The following is a 17,124-nucleotide window of genomic DNA, read 5'->3' as shown; positions in this document are numbered from 1 at the left end:
TATAACAAAGATAATTTATTTCCTGAACCTGAACCCAATTGAGTTTATATAAAACATGAAGCTCAACATCGATGGTATTTAACCTTCTAAAAATTTCAATGCAAAATTTTGCTTTTTTGATTTGAATATTTTGAGGTGTCTTGCAAAAATTGTAAGTTATCGAACTCATTATTTGATCAACATCCTATGTTTAAAATTTATAATATTGAAGATTTTAAGTCTGAGAAATCTATAGATAATGAATTCATGTTTGAAAGATTTGAGGATCTTAATCGCCCTCCTGATCTACAATGGCCTCATAAACATAGTTTTTATGAGATACTGTGGCTTACTTCAGGCAGTGCTGTCAATAGGGTTGATTATCACCAAACAGAAATTGGGCCCAATACTTTATTTTTTATTTCACCTGGCCAGCTTCATCAGATGTCAACGACAAAAAATGTGAAGGGTTACAGTATTACTTTTACCGAAGAGTTTTTGTTGCTGACCTCAAATAATAAGGATAAACTTCTTTCCCTCAGTTTTCTTCATAACAGTAGTATACAGCCATTCGTTAAATTAACAGATGATAGGGTGAATGAGATAAAACGCCTCATAGAAATGTTGGAATATGAAATAAGATTATCTGAAAAATCAGCAATGATTATCAGTCATTTACTTTTTGTTTTACTCAACAGGATTCAGCGTATTATTATCAATACCCACGATTATATTTATGACAATGTAAATAGTCTAAGGCTTCGAAAGTTCCGGGAATTGGTTGACTGCCATTATCTGAATGAAAAAAAAATTGAGTTTTATGCCCAGAAGCTCGGTTTAACCCCGCATCGTCTGAATGAAGTTACCAAGCATATAACTGGAAAGACCGCTGGTGATATTATTCGGGAACGTGTATTAATGGAGACTAAAAGATTGTTAGTTCATACTGACTGGAACATTTGCAAAATATCGGAACATCTTGGTTTTGCGGATTTATCATACTTTTCAAGGCAATTCAGAAAAAAAGAAAAATTAACTCCGCTTGACTATAGAAATAAAATGTCAGAAAAGTTCCAGAATATTTAGAACTTTTCTCTATTACAATTAATTGCCTCCCAAATTTGTTATAAAGGGGATTATGGATGATAGAGATCTTGTTTTATAGTAGTTTGGTAATGGCTAATACAAGGATTGTTGATCTGCTGACTTCTCTCGTTTTATTTTTTTGACTACCATAAATAATCCAACACTTAGAAAAGCAGGCATCGGGTGCCATTTCAGATTATTCTACTTTGCCAATTATCTTTGATACTATTGAATGCTATCTTCAATTTATTATAGTTAATTTAAAATAAAAGAAGTTCATATATAATATTTTTTTGTCAAGTATTATATATGAACTTCTTTTGATTCTTATAAAATAATACTGTAAATCAATTAATTATGCATTGCAGTAAAAATGCAGTAAAAGCTTCATAAAATAATTGCTCTAATTTTACCAGCAAATTTAAGTGTGATTCCCAAGTACTTAAAAATTTATTACTATTTCTAATAAAACACTAATATTTTAATAAGAAAAATTAAAAGCAATGGAAAAAAAGATGTTACCTATAGCAGTCCTTTTTTATGGATTAACTTTAGCACAGGTTGGAATAAATACAACCTCACCAACTCAAACCCTGGATGTAAATGGCAATGCGCGATTTCGAAATGTTCCTGAAAATAATGTCCTGGATAATGCGGACAGAGTAATGTTGCTACAGGGAGATGGAACAGCCAAAAGGGTTACGGTAAGTTCTCTGCAGCCTCCCGGGAAATTTGCATTGGATGACATTTATACCCTGACAGCTACTGTTCCTGTTGATAAGAATATAACAGGTACGTACTCGGGCAATTCAAAGATTGATGATATTGATATCCAGATGAATCAATCCATAATTATTCCAGCAAGGACAGAAGCATTAATTATTGTTAATTATTCGGTTCCTATGGGAATGGGGAGTGATTTTACCTGTGCAAACAATTTATGGTATTATGGAATAAGATTTTTGAAAGATGGGATTGAGATGCCTCAGGGATCCAGAAAGTTTACCTTTTTTAGAACAGATCCGTCAGCAAAAGTATCTACAATTTCCAGCTCCTATTCTGAAAAAATTACGAATAATACTTTTACAGACGTTACAGTGACCTATTCCTTAAATGGATATTTAGAATTTATTTCGGGTACTATTACTACCAATCCCTGCATTATAAGATTTAATATGAATGCTGCAACAGGGGAAAATTTTAACTGGGGGAAGGCCAATATGAATATACAGTTGTTTAAAAAGTCTCTGTAATATTGATATCGGCGAGTATTCATCAACATGGTGCCTTAAGGAATACTAAAAATAATAGAACAAGATTAATCTTTATAATCTCAGAATTTTGCCTATACAAATTCACTTTGTTAGATTCTGGAAGATTACCTGCTTAATCTATATAGGCATTAGTCTGGAATACGATCTCAATTTCTAAAATAGGAATCTTTTACCTATTACTGCTATAGCGATAAAAACTGATGGTGCCTCAGCAGAAAGCCTGTCCGTATATCCTATTTTCGCCCTGAGCTTACATTCAATCTATTTCAATTTTGATGTTTCCCGCTGCAGTAATATACAGTACCCTTTAACAAAAAATATAAAAAATGAACACAAAAAATTTATTTTCAATCGCATTGTCGGTAGTAAGTGTGGCTTTTTTTGCACAAACAGGCAATGTAGGAATTAATACAACAACTCCAGGTACAACCCTTGATGTGAATGGAGCTATTACCAACCGTGAAACAGCTATAAGCGTTGCAGGTAATACGGCTAATATCCCGGCCAATACAAGCCAGGCACAGCTTACAGGAAGTGCTACCGCAACAGTTTCGATTTCCGTTCCGGCTGCTCCCAATGCCGGTCAAAGGCTGGTAATTTTTAATAACACTACTGGTGGGTTTGGTGCAGCACTAAACGGGGTTACCATACCGAATGGAAAAGCACTGGAATTTGTATACAGTAATGCAGGGTGGAGAGCTACCGACGGAGGAACTGTAGGCGCAGCTCCTGTCAATATTTATACTGCAGATGGTACACTTAGCAGTAACAGAATTGTAACACAGGGAGCCAATACCCTGGCATTTACAGCCAATCAGCCTAATGCATTCTCTGTAGCCGGAAGTACTTTTTCGGTAGACGCAGCCAATAGTAGAGTTGGAATTGGTACAACTGCACCAGATACCAAATTAACGATCAATACTCCGGATAATAGTTTTGGTATCCATCACACAAATGGAACAATTAGTCTTAAATCTTATATAGGGTCAGGTGCTGTATGGCTGGGAACAACAACATCACACCCCTTACATCTAGAAACCGGTAATAATACAAGATTGTCAATTACAGCAAACGGTAATGTGGGGATTGCTATCGACACACCAACCAACACATTGGATGTAAATGGCTCTGCTAGGTTTCGCTCTTTACCGACACAAACCACGCTCGGAAGTTCTAATATGTTGCTTTCTGATGGAACTGGGGTTGTTTCACAGATTACCAGTAACGACTTTATTAACACCTTAAAAACTCCCAATAATGTTTTCAATGCTGAGCAAACTGCCAGTAGTGCAACTCTGCCTGGAAATGGGGTTGCTAACAGAGTTATATTGGGGACGGTCAATATCAATACGGCAGGGGCAGGTACCTGGAACTTTGCCAATAGCAGCTATACAGTAGCCAAAAGAGGAATATATCATATTGTAGCTGGAGTAAAGCTGGAAAATGCTTCTAGCCCACCAAATTACGGACTTTATATTCATGCTGGTACTGATAATTGGACCTTCGGCGGGGCTCCCCAGGCAGGAAATATTTTTATACTATCCGGGACTTATGTAAAGTTGCTTAATGCAGGAGATGTTATTTATTGTGAGACCAAAGCAGGTCCTGGTGCACCTAACTATAATCATAGCAATGCATTTATGCATATTATATATACTGCATTGTAAATGTTATCATGAAGATAAACTAAATTATTACTGTTAAATTTATAGGCAATAGTTGGAAGTATATAGTCCTGACAAATTGAAAATGGCTATGTAATTGTATTGATGTATCGTGTTTTTCTATCAGGCAGGCATGAAGTATACTTAACAGAAAAGGCGATTATAAAATCGCCTTTTAAAATAACCGTTCAACCTTAATTGTTTATTTTATTGATTTGACAATAAATAGGAATTAAAATAAACTTAATACCAATTAAAATATCAGAAAAGTGCCAAAATATGTAAGATTTTTCCTTTATTATATTTGAGAATTTTATCAAATTTGTGATAGGTAAGATAGCAGGTCAAAGATTCAATGCGGGTGGTGCATGGACTGCTAATAATTAGCAAATGGTACTCCGAACTACCAATACAAAACCCAAATCTGAACAATAATCTGTAATACATATCTATGGCTAATTTTTTTTACGACCACTTTGAAAATACAAGCTGAATTAAAAACGTTAAATCTCTATACACTATTTTAAATATTATCTTTTAAATTCAGGAAAGAACTAAGTTGGGATACAATGGCATCTAATTTTGCTGAAAGGTCTTCAGGACTGCAATAAAGGACGTTATGATCACTCAGGCCCGAAATCAGCATTCATATGTCTGATATAAATTAGATTCTTTCCCAAGCCTTTCGCATATCGAGCTTCGGTTCCGATTCCAATAGCTTTTGTTAAAGAAGCCTGGATGGCCTCAATTTCTTTAGGAAGCTTTTTATAATTCGAAAAACCAACAGCGAAATAAGCTTTCACCATTTTAAATTGTAGTGCTGTAAAAATAACAGTTTACGATGAAGTAACTGTGAATAAAATGACATTTTCCGAATCATTTGAATATTACCTTAATTTTTCTTCTAGTACCTATGACCCTTTTTAAAAATATTTTTATTGTTCTGCTACTTTTGCTGATCTGTAATTTCAAATCTCAAATTACTACTGCGAAAATTGATAGTTTGCAAACCACCGTATTTAGCAAACTTTTAAAGAATGGGGAGTTGTACAAGATCGTCTTGCTGGAAACGAAACTGCGAAAAGAATGTCAGCGGTTAAATTATGAAAACGGCGAGATACGGGGATGTCTTAATTTAGCGAATGTGCTGATTCTGATGAAGAAAGATAAGGAGAGCCTTCAAATGCTTGAGATGGCTGAGAAAGAGTTGAAAGGTAAGAAAGAATATGCTCTCGAAGCATATATGTACTTTGTGTATGGTAAAAACTACAATTCTCTGGGCTTGCATGAGCAGGCAATTAAATGCTTTGATACTGCTTTTGTACTCGCTCATAAGATTAAAGATCGAAAGGAAAAAGAAAAAAGGCTCTACAGTATTTATGATTGGAAAAGAAATAGTTTTGAATATTTAGGATTAATGGACTCTGTTTACAGCAATGAACGGAAATGTATGAAATCTCCAACGCCTATGCTATTCATTACCATAGCCGAAAGACATTTTAAGCTAAATAATATAGACTCTGCTGAATTTTACATTAATAAAGCAAATGAGCTTCTCACTACCCGGCAAATTCCTATTGAGGGTAAGGCTAATGTACTCAGGGCTTTTGGAAAGCTGAATATTGAAAAGAAGAATTACAATAAAGCTTTAAACTATTTATTCAGTTCTTTAAATATTACTTCAAAAGCTCAACTAGGTAAAGGCACACTGGAATCTTACAAATTGATTGCTGAGGCGTACAACGGCCTGAATTTTCCCGAACAAGAGAGTGAATATCTCGCAAAATACTCTGCTCTAAATGATAGCTTACAGCGAGAGGAAAATGTCGGAATTAACATGGTCATTAAACGAATGCATAAGGAGCAGGCAGATAAGGAAAAAAGATACAGTTCTGTTTTATTGTATGTCATACTCAGTATTGTTTTCTTAGGCAGTATTATAGTATATTTTGTTTTTAAATTTTCCAGAAGCCGGGAAAGGATTAAAGATGCCATGATCAATGAAAAAGTAAAAGAATCAGAAAACCTTAAGCGGAAATTAACTACTACATATGAAGAACTGATCATGCTAGCTAAACGATCAGACCCCTCCTTTATGATTAAGTTTAGAGATTCACATTCTGATTTTTATGATTGCCTTATTTCAAAATACCCGGATCTTAATCCAAATGATCTGAGATTATGTGCATTTCTTAAGCTGGACTTATCCAACAAACAGATTTCTGATTACGATCATATATCAATTAGAACTGCTGAATCGAAAAAATACAGACTCCGGAAGAAGCTAAAACTTTCCAGAGATATTGATCTGTATAAATGGATTCAGAATTTTTAATTTTTTATCAATTATGCAATCAGAAAATCAGTGTTTTATGGTGTACGGTATAAATGCAGTAAGGATTTTTTGGATCTAATCGAATAAATTTGTCTTCCAGAGTTTTAGGTGCAAATAAAATCGGAAAAGTTACAATTAAAAGATTCTAAAAACACAACCAACGCTTTGCTCTATTTAGATTTTTCAGTCATTTTCCCTCACAAAGTCCGGAGTTTCTGATAGAGCGAAGATTTGAGACAGATTCTCAAGTTTCCGGCATATAATTTCTCTAACATACAAAAATCTTTGTGTATGAAAAAGACATTTAACTACCTTAGTTTATTGCCTAGTTGATACTGTTTCCTCTATTCAAAAACTAGATGTAAGCGGCTATGGTAATTTAAGTCTGGAAGTGCACATATTGATAGAAGCACGATATAATCCGGTTCGGAAGTCAGCAATACAAAACAGCACCGGATCTAGAATTTTTATTGCCTATATACCCTTATAATATGTTTATGAATTTTAAAAATATCCACATTGGGCAGATGATAGAACAAAAGATTAAAGAAAACGGAATAGAAATATCCCGGGTTTGTAATTTTTTGAATATTATGGATGCTGATTTACAGCAAATATATAAATCTGCAAATATTGATTGTGATATGTTACTAAGGTTTTCTAAGTTAACTGAATACGATTTTTTTCGGACCTACTCTCAGCATCTGATTTTGTATTCCCCTCCTAAGGGACTGAATATTAAACAGGGTAAGACCCATCTGCCGGTTTTTAGAAAAGCAATTTATTCGAAGGAATTGATTGACTTTATTCTGGAGCAAATTTCATCAGGCAGAAAGACAAAATCACAGATCATTGAGGAATATAGAATTCCTAAAACAACATTATATAAATGGATAAAAAAATTTCAAAAATGAAACAGTATCCCAATTATAATAAGATTTATGAGGATCTTATTGAACAAAAATATCCAGACAGAGAAGTAAGCTGTAAAGCTCTCTTAAAAAAGGATGTTTTATCTTCGTTAGATGTAATTAAATTAAACAATTTGCTTTTCAGCAACGGATTGCATCATTTTAATCAAAAGCTACGCTCTTATGATGAATCTGCCATTTTGGAAATTCTTCAATATCAGAAAATTAATAAGCTTAGTAATACCACTGTAGCATCCCATTTTAAATTAAGCAGGAATACTCTTACAAAATGGAAGAGACTATACAATAAATTGTAATCTAAAACAGACTTGCTGCTCTGCTTACCAATATATATCTTTTATTAAGATCCGGTTATTATCGTTTTTTAGCCGGATGTTTTGCTGGGTAATATATTGCTGCATGATTCTTTGTATAAAATCTTTTTTATATGTAATCCCTGTATACCAATAAACGACTAATTTATAGAATATCAGCTTATCTGGTTTTAACAGGACCGTTTACATAGTATGTGAGATGTATGATTTTTAGCTTATATTTTTAAATGAGATGGTGAATTTTTATTTGTAGCGAACAGCAATTGTAGCAGGCCCAGGAATAATTTCTCCTGTAATCAAAATACAATTTAAGATACTCGCATTATAATACAAAACAAGTAAAAAATTTCGAATATTTCTATGACAAAACCAAAAGAATTTCAGGATTCTTCTTATTCTAAAAAATGGCGTTCATCAAGTTCTTTTCCATTTTTTAAACATATAATTTTGTTGTTACTATTAGTTACTTGTTTACATGCCAAGGGACAAAAAAATGACAAAAAAGCGATCGGTAAAATTGATTCTCTAATTGTTGTTGCTGATGATTTATACATGAATGGAAAGGATAGAGAACTTATTTTAATCGTAGAGAAAAAAATAATACCAGAATCAAAAAAAAATAATTATGAAAGAGGCTTATGCTATGGTCATTTTTATATTGCTTCCTGTTTATCATTTGCCGGAAAATACCTTAAAAGTAATATATATATTAAAAAATCACAATCCTATACTTCATATCTAAAAAGTGATTTCATGCAAAGCTCCCGTAATTATGGATTAATAGGAGATAATTTAACAGATCTCGGGCTTTATACTGCAGCAGCTCAAAACTACCATAAAGCTGTTAGCGAAATTGAAAAAATTAAGACCAAAAATTATAATGACCTTTTAACTCAAAGCACAACATATAATACCATGGCGAATTTGTATAATATACAGAATTTCCAGGATTCTGCATATTCCTATTTGCTAAAAGAAAGAAAGATATTAAGAAGAATTCCTCTGCATATTGCATATAGGGAAGTGGGAAGCTCTTATAGCTCACTGGGAAACTATTATCTTTTTAAAAAAAATTTAGATTCAGCAGAGTATTATCTTCAAAAGTCACTATCAATTCTAAACAATAAAGAACATCCGTACGAAATTGAAGCTTTAATTGGAATGGGAGATCTTTACGTGTATAGGAAAAGGAATGATAAAGCTATTCAATACTACCAGGAAGCATTGAGTAAAGCAAGTAATGATAATTTGCGTTCGCTTGGGATAATATATAAAAAACTGGGGGATTTCTATTTTAAATGCAATGACATCGAAAAAGCCAGGAAATATTCAATTTTAGGACTGCGGTTTGAGGATAGTATCAATGTAAATATGGATCGTGATCGCAATTTCATTGTCAATGAAATCTTGGAGGGAGAAAAAGAAATTTACGAAAATGAAAATAGGAAAGTTAATTATGAAATAGAGCTGCTGGTAGGTGTAATTATTTTATTATTGATAATTATTTATGTTTTTCAGAAATCAAAGAAGCAAAACGACTTGAAGCTGAACATCAAAGAACTTGAGATAGCTAAAAAGGCAGCTTATACTAATGAACTGGAGCAGAAATTAAAAATATCTTTACATGAAGTTATAGAAGCTGCAAAAAAAAACAGTCCTGTTTTTTTTGAAAAATTTCAATCTTTACATCCGGATTTCAGTATAAAGTTGTTAGAGATCAATGGTAGCCTTACCACCAATGAATTGATACTTTTGGCATATGTTTACCTTAATTTTCCATCTAAGGAAATAGCATCATATACTTTTAGATCATACCGAACAGTGCAAAGCAGAAAATATATGTTGCGGAAGAAGCTTAATCTGGAGACCAATCAAGATCTCTATTTATGGTTAAAAAGAAAGACATAAAGATATACTTATGTAGTACGTAAGCATTAAGTATTTCTGTTTTTTTCAAAATATAATACATTTAATATTCTGATTATAAGATATTTATGCAATTAATCCTTTTTACGTATCTGGTTTTTTTTATGAGATTTCCAGTTTATTTTCCTTTGTAACAGAAATTCTTATAAAATGAAAAAAATATTATTACCTATGGCTGCGATATTTTTTGGCACCATAATGCATGGACAAGTTGGTATTAACACTTCAACTCCAAAAGCGACTTTTGACATTATGGCAAAAAATTCGAGCGGAACTTCCACTTTAGCAGACGGATTGCTAATACCACGTGTAGACAGGCAAAGGGCGGTGAATATGACTTCAGTTGAGCCTTCTACTCTTATTTATGTAAATAGTATTGCCACTGGCAGCGCTACAGGACAGGGATCAAATATAGATAGTATAGGGTTCTACTATTTTGATGAGACAACAAGTAAATGGAGCAAACTTATTACGCCTGTCGGGGATCCTACTCCCGATGCGTTTGTGGATGATAGCGCCAATACAATGGTTAAGCTTGGAACAACCTCTTCGGGTTCAGCCAGAGCTGCAGGATCAGAATTTGTTATAAAGGATGCCGGAAATGTTGGAATTGGTACTTCAACACCGGCACAAAAGCTTGATGTAAGAGGAAATGGAAAATTTGAGTCTAATTTCGCTCAAATTATGGCCAATTCTACAGGTAGTAATCCAGCAAGTATTGATTTGACTAGAGTTAATGGCAATACTAATATTCCTGCTCAGGAAATTGTAGGATATCTCAATTTCAATGGTTATGTTAATAATGGTACTTGGACATTGGGAGCTATTTCTGTAACAAAAGAAGATTCTCCAACGACTTTAGCATCAAAAATGAAATTCTACATCAACGGAAATGAGAGCAGCCCTAAAATGGTATTAGACAACTTGGGAAATCTCGGTATAGGAACCAATGCTCCAGCCCAAAAGCTGGAAGTAAATGGAAATGTAAAATTCAATGCGGTACCTAATGCTTCATCTGTAGATAATACTGATAGAATAATGGTATTACAAAGTGACGGTACCGGTAAAAAAGTTCCTTTAACTAGCCTTCAACCGCCTAATACTTATACTCCAAGAGGAATATTTCGTTATCAGGCTCCTAATCCTGCTTTATATGCATTGAATACATCATACCCAACCACAACTATCATCAATAACATTGATATTGGTTATAATACCTTTACTGTATATATTCCCGCAAATACATCTTCATTGATCCTTTTTAATTACTCAATACCTAATGGATTAACTGATTCTACTGGAGATGCTCTTAGGTTAAATACAAATGGTTACATTTATCAGGGAATAAGATTTTTAAAAGCAGGAGTAGAAGAACCCAGCGGATCAAGGAAATTTCTTCAAACCGGAGTTTCTTGTGTATCAGGAATCTATTCGGAAACTATTGATAACCCTACTTCCAGTCAAATTGCTATAGTATTCTCGCTTCATGGTTATTTAGAGATAGGAGCAGGCACTAATTTCCCAAGTGGTGCATTTGCAAGATTTAATATGAATAAAGCAGTTGGGGAAAATTATAACTGGGGGAAAGGTATTCTAACATTACAGCAGTTTGATAAACCTCTGTAGTAGTTTTGACGCACAAAGCATTTAAGATTGTGGCTTATCGGAATTGAAGAAGGAGATGTTTGTACTGGTACTGTAAAATTTAAAAAGTAATTCTGAAGAGGTTCTCGCTTTAATGTATAGACATATAAGTGGATAAAAATTAGTTGAAGATAATGGAAAGGTTTAAATATTTCAGATTGGACTTCTCTAAAATAGAAACCAGCATTGGTAGATAAAATAATAAGAAAGGGCATAGTTGTTAAGCACTAAACCTTTATAGAAAAAGTAACTTTCGGAGTATATTGTTAAAATCCATTTATCTTATAACTTAACAAAATACTGTATAATAATTAAATAACGAATTATGAAAATTAAACAATTATTTTATTTGGGGATATTTGTGATATCCATTTCCTCAGGGAAAGCCCAGGACTTTTTTACAGTAATCAGTGAAAGGTCCATCAAAGCAGATCCTAAAAACAGGACAGTACAGCCGGAAAAGTCATTGACCTACACATTGGATGTGGTAGGAATGAAAAATTATTTTAATTCTGTTCCGGAATTGAAAGATAGTGATCGTAAAGATAACGCTCCGATTATTGTTTTGCCAATGCCTGATGGTACGAAAGCAAAATTCAGAATCTGGAAATCTTCAGTAATGGCTCCGGGATTAGCCAGTCAGTTCCCTCAGATCATTACCTTTACAGGGCAGGGGATAGATGATAAGTTTGCCACTATAAAACTGGATTTTACAGAATTGGGTTTCCATGCGCAGATAAAATCTGTGGTAGCTGGTGATACATACATTGATCCTTATGCAAAACTGGATGTCAACAATTATATCATTTACAAAAAAAGTGATTTAATTGATAAAAAAACGAGGTCTTGTGGAGTAAAAGATGAAGACGATACTCCATTAGAAAAAAAAAACGCTCAAAAAACCACATCTCCAAGCGTAGGAACTCAAATTAGAGTTTTCAGGCTTGCTGTTGCGTGTACAGGAGAATATGCGGTAGCAGCAACGGGTACAACTACTCCTACTGTTGCGCAGACACTTTCAGCAATTGTAACTTCTGTGAACAGGGTGAATGGAGTGTATGAGCAGGAAGTAGCTTCAAGATTAGTATTAGTGGATAGTGAAGTAAATGTAGTCTTTACAAATGCTTCTACAGATCCATTTAACGGAAATAATGATGCCGATACATTAATTGATGAAAGTCAGACTCAGATTGATTTATTGATAGGAAATGCCAATTATGATGTAGGACATACTTTTAGTACTGGCGCTGGTGGACTAGCTGGTCTAGGAGTTATTTGCATGAATGGTCAAAAAGGAAGTGGAGTTACTGGCTCGGGTAACCCAGTCGGAGATCCTTATGATATAGACTATGTTGCCCATGAAGTGGGACATCAGTTTGGTGGTCCACATACTTTTAATGCTCTTACTGGTGCCTGTGGGGGTAATCGTGATTCTGACAATGCAGTAGAACCAGGAAGCGGAATTACCATCATGGCTTACGCTGGCATTTGTGAAGCCACAAATGACCTAGATTTTCATAGTATTCCTGTTTTTCACACCAAATCATTTCAAACGATAACCACAACGGTTCAGTCAACAACATGTCAGGTGACAACTCCAGTTGCTAATACCGCTCCCGTTGTAAATGCAGGAAATGATTATATTATTCCTAAAGGCACCCCATTTAAGTTAACCGGTTCTGCAACAGATGCACAAAATAATGCACTTACCTATTCATGGGAACAAAATGATGTAGGACCTGCAGGAAACTGGAATGCACCGACTGGAAATGCCCCTCTATTCAGGTCATTTGTACCGGTAACAGTTCCTTACAGATATTTTCCAAAGATCACAGATGTTATTAATAATACGACAACCACAGGCGAGATTTTACCATCATACGGAAGAGCAATGGAGTTTAGATTGACGGTAAGAGATAACAATGCAGGCTGTGCAGGAGTTGCAAATGATGATGCAAAAATTACTGTGGATGCCAATTCTGGACCATTTACGGTAACAGCACCTACTACAGCAGTAAGTTGGACAAGCAATACTACTCAAACCATAACATGGAATGTAGCCAATACAAATGCTGCTCCTGTAAGCTGTGCCAATATAAGTATTTTACTGTCAACAGATGGAGGTTTTACTTATCCTACCACTATTATCGCCTCTACTCCAAATGATGGTTCCGAGACTATTACGGTTCCTAACGTAAATACATCACAAGCAAGAATTATGGTTTCAGGACAGGATAATGTGTTTTTTAATATTAATCCTGTTAATTTTACCATTACCCAGACGTTAGGTGTTGGTGAAGTAACTGGAAGTAAAGATGTATTTATAGTATATCCTAATCCAAGTAAAGGACTTCTGAATATTAAATTTACTAATTTTAATGAAAATTATGATATCATGGTATATGATGTAAGCGGAAGATTGGCATTTAGTAAACTGAATAATATGTTAACGGTTGATAAAATCAGTACGTTCAATTTAGCTCACTTAATGACAGGAGATTACGTGATTAAGATTAAAACTAAGAATATGGAGAAATCTGTAAAATGGGTTAAAGAATAAGAATATCTAAATCCATAAATTGAAAAAAAGGTTGTTTTACAATGAAAACAACCTTTTGTATGCTTACTTTCCGATACAAAACTTGGAAAGTGTTTGTTTACAGCGGTTTGTCACCATTGAGGGACATATAGGGGATAAATACACACAAATCAAAAATATCTGTTACAAATTTACGGATATTATAAAAACAAACAAAATATAATAGAAGCAATTTTTATTACTTACCATTGAAATTCAAGAATTTATTGTCAATTTTTAACGAAGTAACATTGTCAAAAAAAGGGTTTTATTTTGGTAATTTGATAATGGCAAACAATGTTCATTTGATGCAGTTTTCAAGTTCACGTCTCTCTTCAAACTAACTATTTTTGAAAGAAAGGGACAAAATGCTCAATTTTAAAAAACCTATTTTTCATAAAACGCTGTAAACCAAATAATTAATTAAATATCAAGTGACATTGTAACTGACTGAACTTAAGGTAGTTGTGGATTGTAATTTATTTTATTTAAGCCAAAAATAACTTTATGTCGGTGGTGAAATAATTGGTGAATTCACCACCTATATTGGTAATTAAAGAATGTATTTAATTTTGGATGATGAAATGTTTGTCAAAAAGTAAATGATGTTTTTGCTAATATTTTATTCTCACGTTTTGTCCTACATTCTGTTGATCACTCTTAAATTGATAATATATATTTTTGCAATTTTTAAGATATACTGAGTCAGTCTATTTTTAACGAGTCATTATTACTTATACAATCACAAAACTGTGCTTGAATTTTATACAATGTTTGAGCTAAGTTGCGGATTGTAATTTATTTTATTTAAGCCAAAAATAACTTTATGTCGGTGGTGAAATAATTGGTGAATTCACCACCTATATTGGTAATTAAAGAATGTATTTAATTTTGGATGATGAAATGTTTGTCAAAAAGTAAATGATGTTTTGCTAATATTTTATAGTCTCGTTTTATCCTACATTCTGTTGATCTCTCGTAAATTAATAATATATATTTTTCCAATTTATAAGATTTAATGATACAGTCTATTTTGAATGAATCATTATTACTTATACAATCATAACTGTGCTTGAATTTTTTATACAATGTTTGAGCTAATATAGAATGATTTTTTATCGAATCTTGAATATGTGAATTTTATGGCCTAATTTGGCATTCAGAAGCTTTATAGGTAATAATATTATAAGGTAATACCTACAACAATTCATATTATCTTACGTTACAAAAAAAGGGAAACATACTAAATTCAGTTTATTAATTTATTTTGCTTATATGGAAGATACGATCGGTTCAAGTTTTGATAGTACCGCCGGACAAATTTTTAGGATCACGTATAAGAATAGAGATTTTCAGATTCGACTTTTAAAAAGAGGAATTTCAAAAGACGACACCCAAGTAGATCTTCTACTAGATGGAGTAATTCAAAAACTTGTTAATAGAGATAAAGCTTGGTTTTTTGAAAACTCTGATGCGGATCAAGAACTTGCTAAAGATATATGGAGGGCTATTTCATTAAGGTATCGGTTATGATATCTTTAAATCTTTAGGGTTTCCGTAAAATCAAAGATTTTTTAAAAGTATTTTTTAGACATTAATAAAACTACCCTATCCAATAATGTAATGATGTGATCGTGGAAAAGTCAGATTCATTTGGATCATAATCCACCTGCAATTTAAATGTTTTGTTAAAACGTGACAGAAATTCAGCAGATTTTTTATCAATATTTTCAGCGGTGATCTTTTCCAGCTCGTCCTGCAAGTCTGTTTCCAATATTCCATAATCGTAGTGTTCAGTAGAATTCAAAAATTCCAAAGCATTATCTTCCTTGTCAAACAGTAAAAAGAATTTCTTATTAACATCAGCCATTACTCGAAATTCTGCTTTGTCCTTATGTTTGGTACAAGTTTTATGCGTATTTGGATTTTGCCTAAAAAATTCAAAATTCAGTAAATCTTTCCTGATTGCTTCAAAATCATTAAGATCATATTTTGTTTAGACGATTTTAAAATTCTGTTGTGCCTTCCCCCAAAAACCTTCTTTTTTTATTGAATTCTGCTGACAAATAAATCCCTTTAAAGGGAAATAATAACGGTACGACTAGGTTTTTTAACCATATTAACGCAATTAAAAAAGTATCCGTAAAAACCCCATATTAAAATGGGGTTTTCCCCCAGATTTTAACTTATTATTTTTCATAATATTGTTGGATAAAACAATATCACGCGGTTTGTATTTTATTGATTAACAATGATATGATTAGATTTAAATTTGAAATCTTTACGATTTGAACGTTTCTTTTTTGAATCTCCCAAAATTCCTAAAAATGATCATTAATTTCTAATTATAAAATGAAAAACCAATGTGTTTTTAAGTCGAGTTTAATCATTTTTTTGTGAATTATGTTCTATTAAATCACCTTTTTTGGATATGTAAACAATATAATCAAAAATTGTAAGTACATAAGGTCGCTTTGTATTTCGAAACAGTAAATAGCTTTCGAATGTAAAAGTGGCATTGATTATTGAAATGAAGTTATTCTAACCCTAACTTCTTTTATGTACAGATAAAGAATCTCCTCGATTTGTACATGGCCGATAGGCTAAGCGTCTTTTGAGACTACCCACGCCCTGATCGAATAATCAGGAATATTGAAACCTTCAAAATAACCTAAATGAAAACAAAACTTTTTTCCGGATAAAACTATCCCGTCGTCAAAAATTAGTCGATAAGACGATATATCCCATTTGAGGGGATAACCAAAATCTAATTTAATCTAAAAACAAAGCACATGTACAAAATTTATAATGATACACCGTATCGGTGTCCATGCTCCGGTCATCACGGCCGAAGGATTCCTTTACATAAGGAATTGATACCATCGCAATGGGATCGTCATATCAGCCTTTTCGATCTTCTTCCTAGAAAGCGAGGGTTTATGGTAAAGAAATCTATCTTTTTGTTTTGCTTATTGCTGGGCTTTTTGGGGTATTCTCAAACGGAAGTCTACTTTAAATACGATGAGGCAGGCAATCAGCGATACAGGGGTCCAGACTCTACAGCCAAACAAGCTTCCGAGCAATCTAAAAAAGTCCCATTAGCTGGCGCACAGACAATGGATGAGAAGACATTCTGGAAACAGATCAGGCTTTATCCTGTTCCGGTTAACGATGTGTTAACCATAGACTGGACAGAGGAAGCAGACGGATTAATCCAATCAGTTTCTCTGTATCAACATAGTACAGTACACTGGAAATTCCAACAGCAGAATATCCCTTCTCTAAACAAGCAATTGAAGATCAATATGACAGGTTACGACTGGGGCGTATATGTTTTGCGTTTTTCCTTAAAAGATGGAAGAATTATCAGTAAAAACATCACTAAAAGATAA

The 17,124-nt window shown here is 33.3% G+C and carries 13 protein-coding genes; 11 read left to right on the top strand and 2 right to left on the bottom strand.

Features of this window, described 5'->3' with window-relative positions:
* Window positions 1–186: 186 nt before the first annotated feature.
* The 3 genes from DRF61_RS18070 to DRF61_RS18060 all read left to right on the top strand — a co-directional run bounded on the left by DRF61_RS18070 (window position 187) and on the right by DRF61_RS18060 (window position 4,006).
* On the top strand, window positions 187–1,065 hold the full coding sequence (locus DRF61_RS18070) for a helix-turn-helix domain-containing protein (protein ID WP_111959625.1): 879 nt from the start codon (window positions 187–189) through the stop codon (window positions 1,063–1,065).
* A 503-nt stretch (window positions 1,066–1,568) separates the two neighbouring features.
* Window positions 1,569–2,318: a hypothetical protein gene (locus tag DRF61_RS18065; protein WP_111959623.1), complete on the top strand. Its 750-nt coding sequence runs from the start codon at window positions 1,569–1,571 to the stop codon at window positions 2,316–2,318.
* A 347-nt stretch (window positions 2,319–2,665) separates the two neighbouring features.
* On the top strand, window positions 2,666–4,006 hold the full coding sequence (locus DRF61_RS18060) for a hypothetical protein (RefSeq protein WP_111959620.1): 1,341 nt from the start codon (window positions 2,666–2,668) through the stop codon (window positions 4,004–4,006).
* Window positions 4,007–4,626: 620 nt separating this feature from the next.
* Here DRF61_RS18060 and DRF61_RS18055 read toward each other — a convergent pair.
* Window positions 4,627–4,809 (bottom strand): hypothetical protein, encoded by a 183-nt coding sequence (locus tag DRF61_RS18055; protein WP_111959618.1) that lies wholly within the window; start codon window positions 4,807–4,809, stop codon window positions 4,627–4,629.
* Window positions 4,810–5,048: 239 nt separating this feature from the next.
* On the opposite strand from DRF61_RS18055, the gene DRF61_RS18050 reads away from it, so the two are divergent.
* The 7 genes from DRF61_RS18050 to DRF61_RS18020 all read left to right on the top strand — a co-directional run bounded on the left by DRF61_RS18050 (window position 5,049) and on the right by DRF61_RS18020 (window position 15,265).
* A complete protein-coding gene (locus tag DRF61_RS18050) occupies window positions 5,049–6,338 on the top strand; it encodes a hypothetical protein (RefSeq protein WP_167409445.1) in 1,290 nt (429 codons plus the stop codon).
* Between the two features lie 497 nt (window positions 6,339–6,835).
* Complete coding sequence (locus DRF61_RS18045; protein WP_111959665.1) at window positions 6,836–7,252, top strand: transposase; 417 nt, start codon at window positions 6,836–6,838, stop codon at window positions 7,250–7,252.
* Window positions 7,249–7,566, top strand: coding sequence for a helix-turn-helix domain-containing protein (locus DRF61_RS18040; protein ID WP_228452575.1), 318 nt, complete (start codon window positions 7,249–7,251; stop codon window positions 7,564–7,566). Before DRF61_RS18045 ends, DRF61_RS18040 begins: the two co-directional genes overlap by 4 nt.
* A 378-nt stretch (window positions 7,567–7,944) precedes the next feature.
* Complete coding sequence (locus DRF61_RS18035) at window positions 7,945–9,492, top strand: tetratricopeptide repeat protein (RefSeq protein ID WP_111959612.1); 1,548 nt, start codon at window positions 7,945–7,947, stop codon at window positions 9,490–9,492.
* Between the two features lie 168 nt (window positions 9,493–9,660).
* The gene (locus DRF61_RS18030) at window positions 9,661–11,136 is read left to right on the top strand and encodes a hypothetical protein (RefSeq protein ID WP_111959609.1); all 1,476 of its coding nucleotides are present in this window, start codon (window positions 9,661–9,663) and stop codon (window positions 11,134–11,136) included.
* A gap of 343 nt (window positions 11,137–11,479) precedes the next feature.
* Window positions 11,480–13,714 carry a reprolysin-like metallopeptidase gene (locus tag DRF61_RS18025; protein ID WP_111959607.1) on the top strand — a complete coding sequence of 745 codons (2,235 nt, stop codon included), beginning with the start codon at window positions 11,480–11,482 and terminating at the stop codon, window positions 13,712–13,714.
* A gap of 1,293 nt (window positions 13,715–15,007) precedes the next feature.
* Window positions 15,008–15,265: a hypothetical protein gene (locus tag DRF61_RS18020; RefSeq protein ID WP_111959604.1), complete on the top strand. Its 258-nt coding sequence runs from the start codon at window positions 15,008–15,010 to the stop codon at window positions 15,263–15,265.
* Window positions 15,266–15,335: 70 nt separating this feature from the next.
* Here DRF61_RS18020 and DRF61_RS18015 read toward each other — a convergent pair whose 3' ends face one another.
* Window positions 15,336–15,602, bottom strand: coding sequence for a hypothetical protein (locus tag DRF61_RS18015; protein ID WP_111959602.1), 267 nt, complete (start codon window positions 15,600–15,602; stop codon window positions 15,336–15,338).
* Between the two features lie 922 nt (window positions 15,603–16,524).
* Between DRF61_RS18015 and DRF61_RS18010 the strand changes: the two genes are divergently transcribed.
* The gene (locus tag DRF61_RS18010) at window positions 16,525–17,124 is read left to right on the top strand and encodes a T9SS type A sorting domain-containing protein (protein WP_228452569.1); all 600 of its coding nucleotides are present in this window, start codon (window positions 16,525–16,527) and stop codon (window positions 17,122–17,124) included.

The organism is Chryseobacterium lathyri, assembly GCF_003290185.1.
GTDB classification, from domain to species: domain Bacteria; phylum Bacteroidota; class Bacteroidia; order Flavobacteriales; family Weeksellaceae; genus Chryseobacterium; species Chryseobacterium lathyri.
The sequence above is the reverse complement of the archived record's forward strand: the minus strand, read 5'-3'. Positions and strand labels throughout refer to the sequence as shown.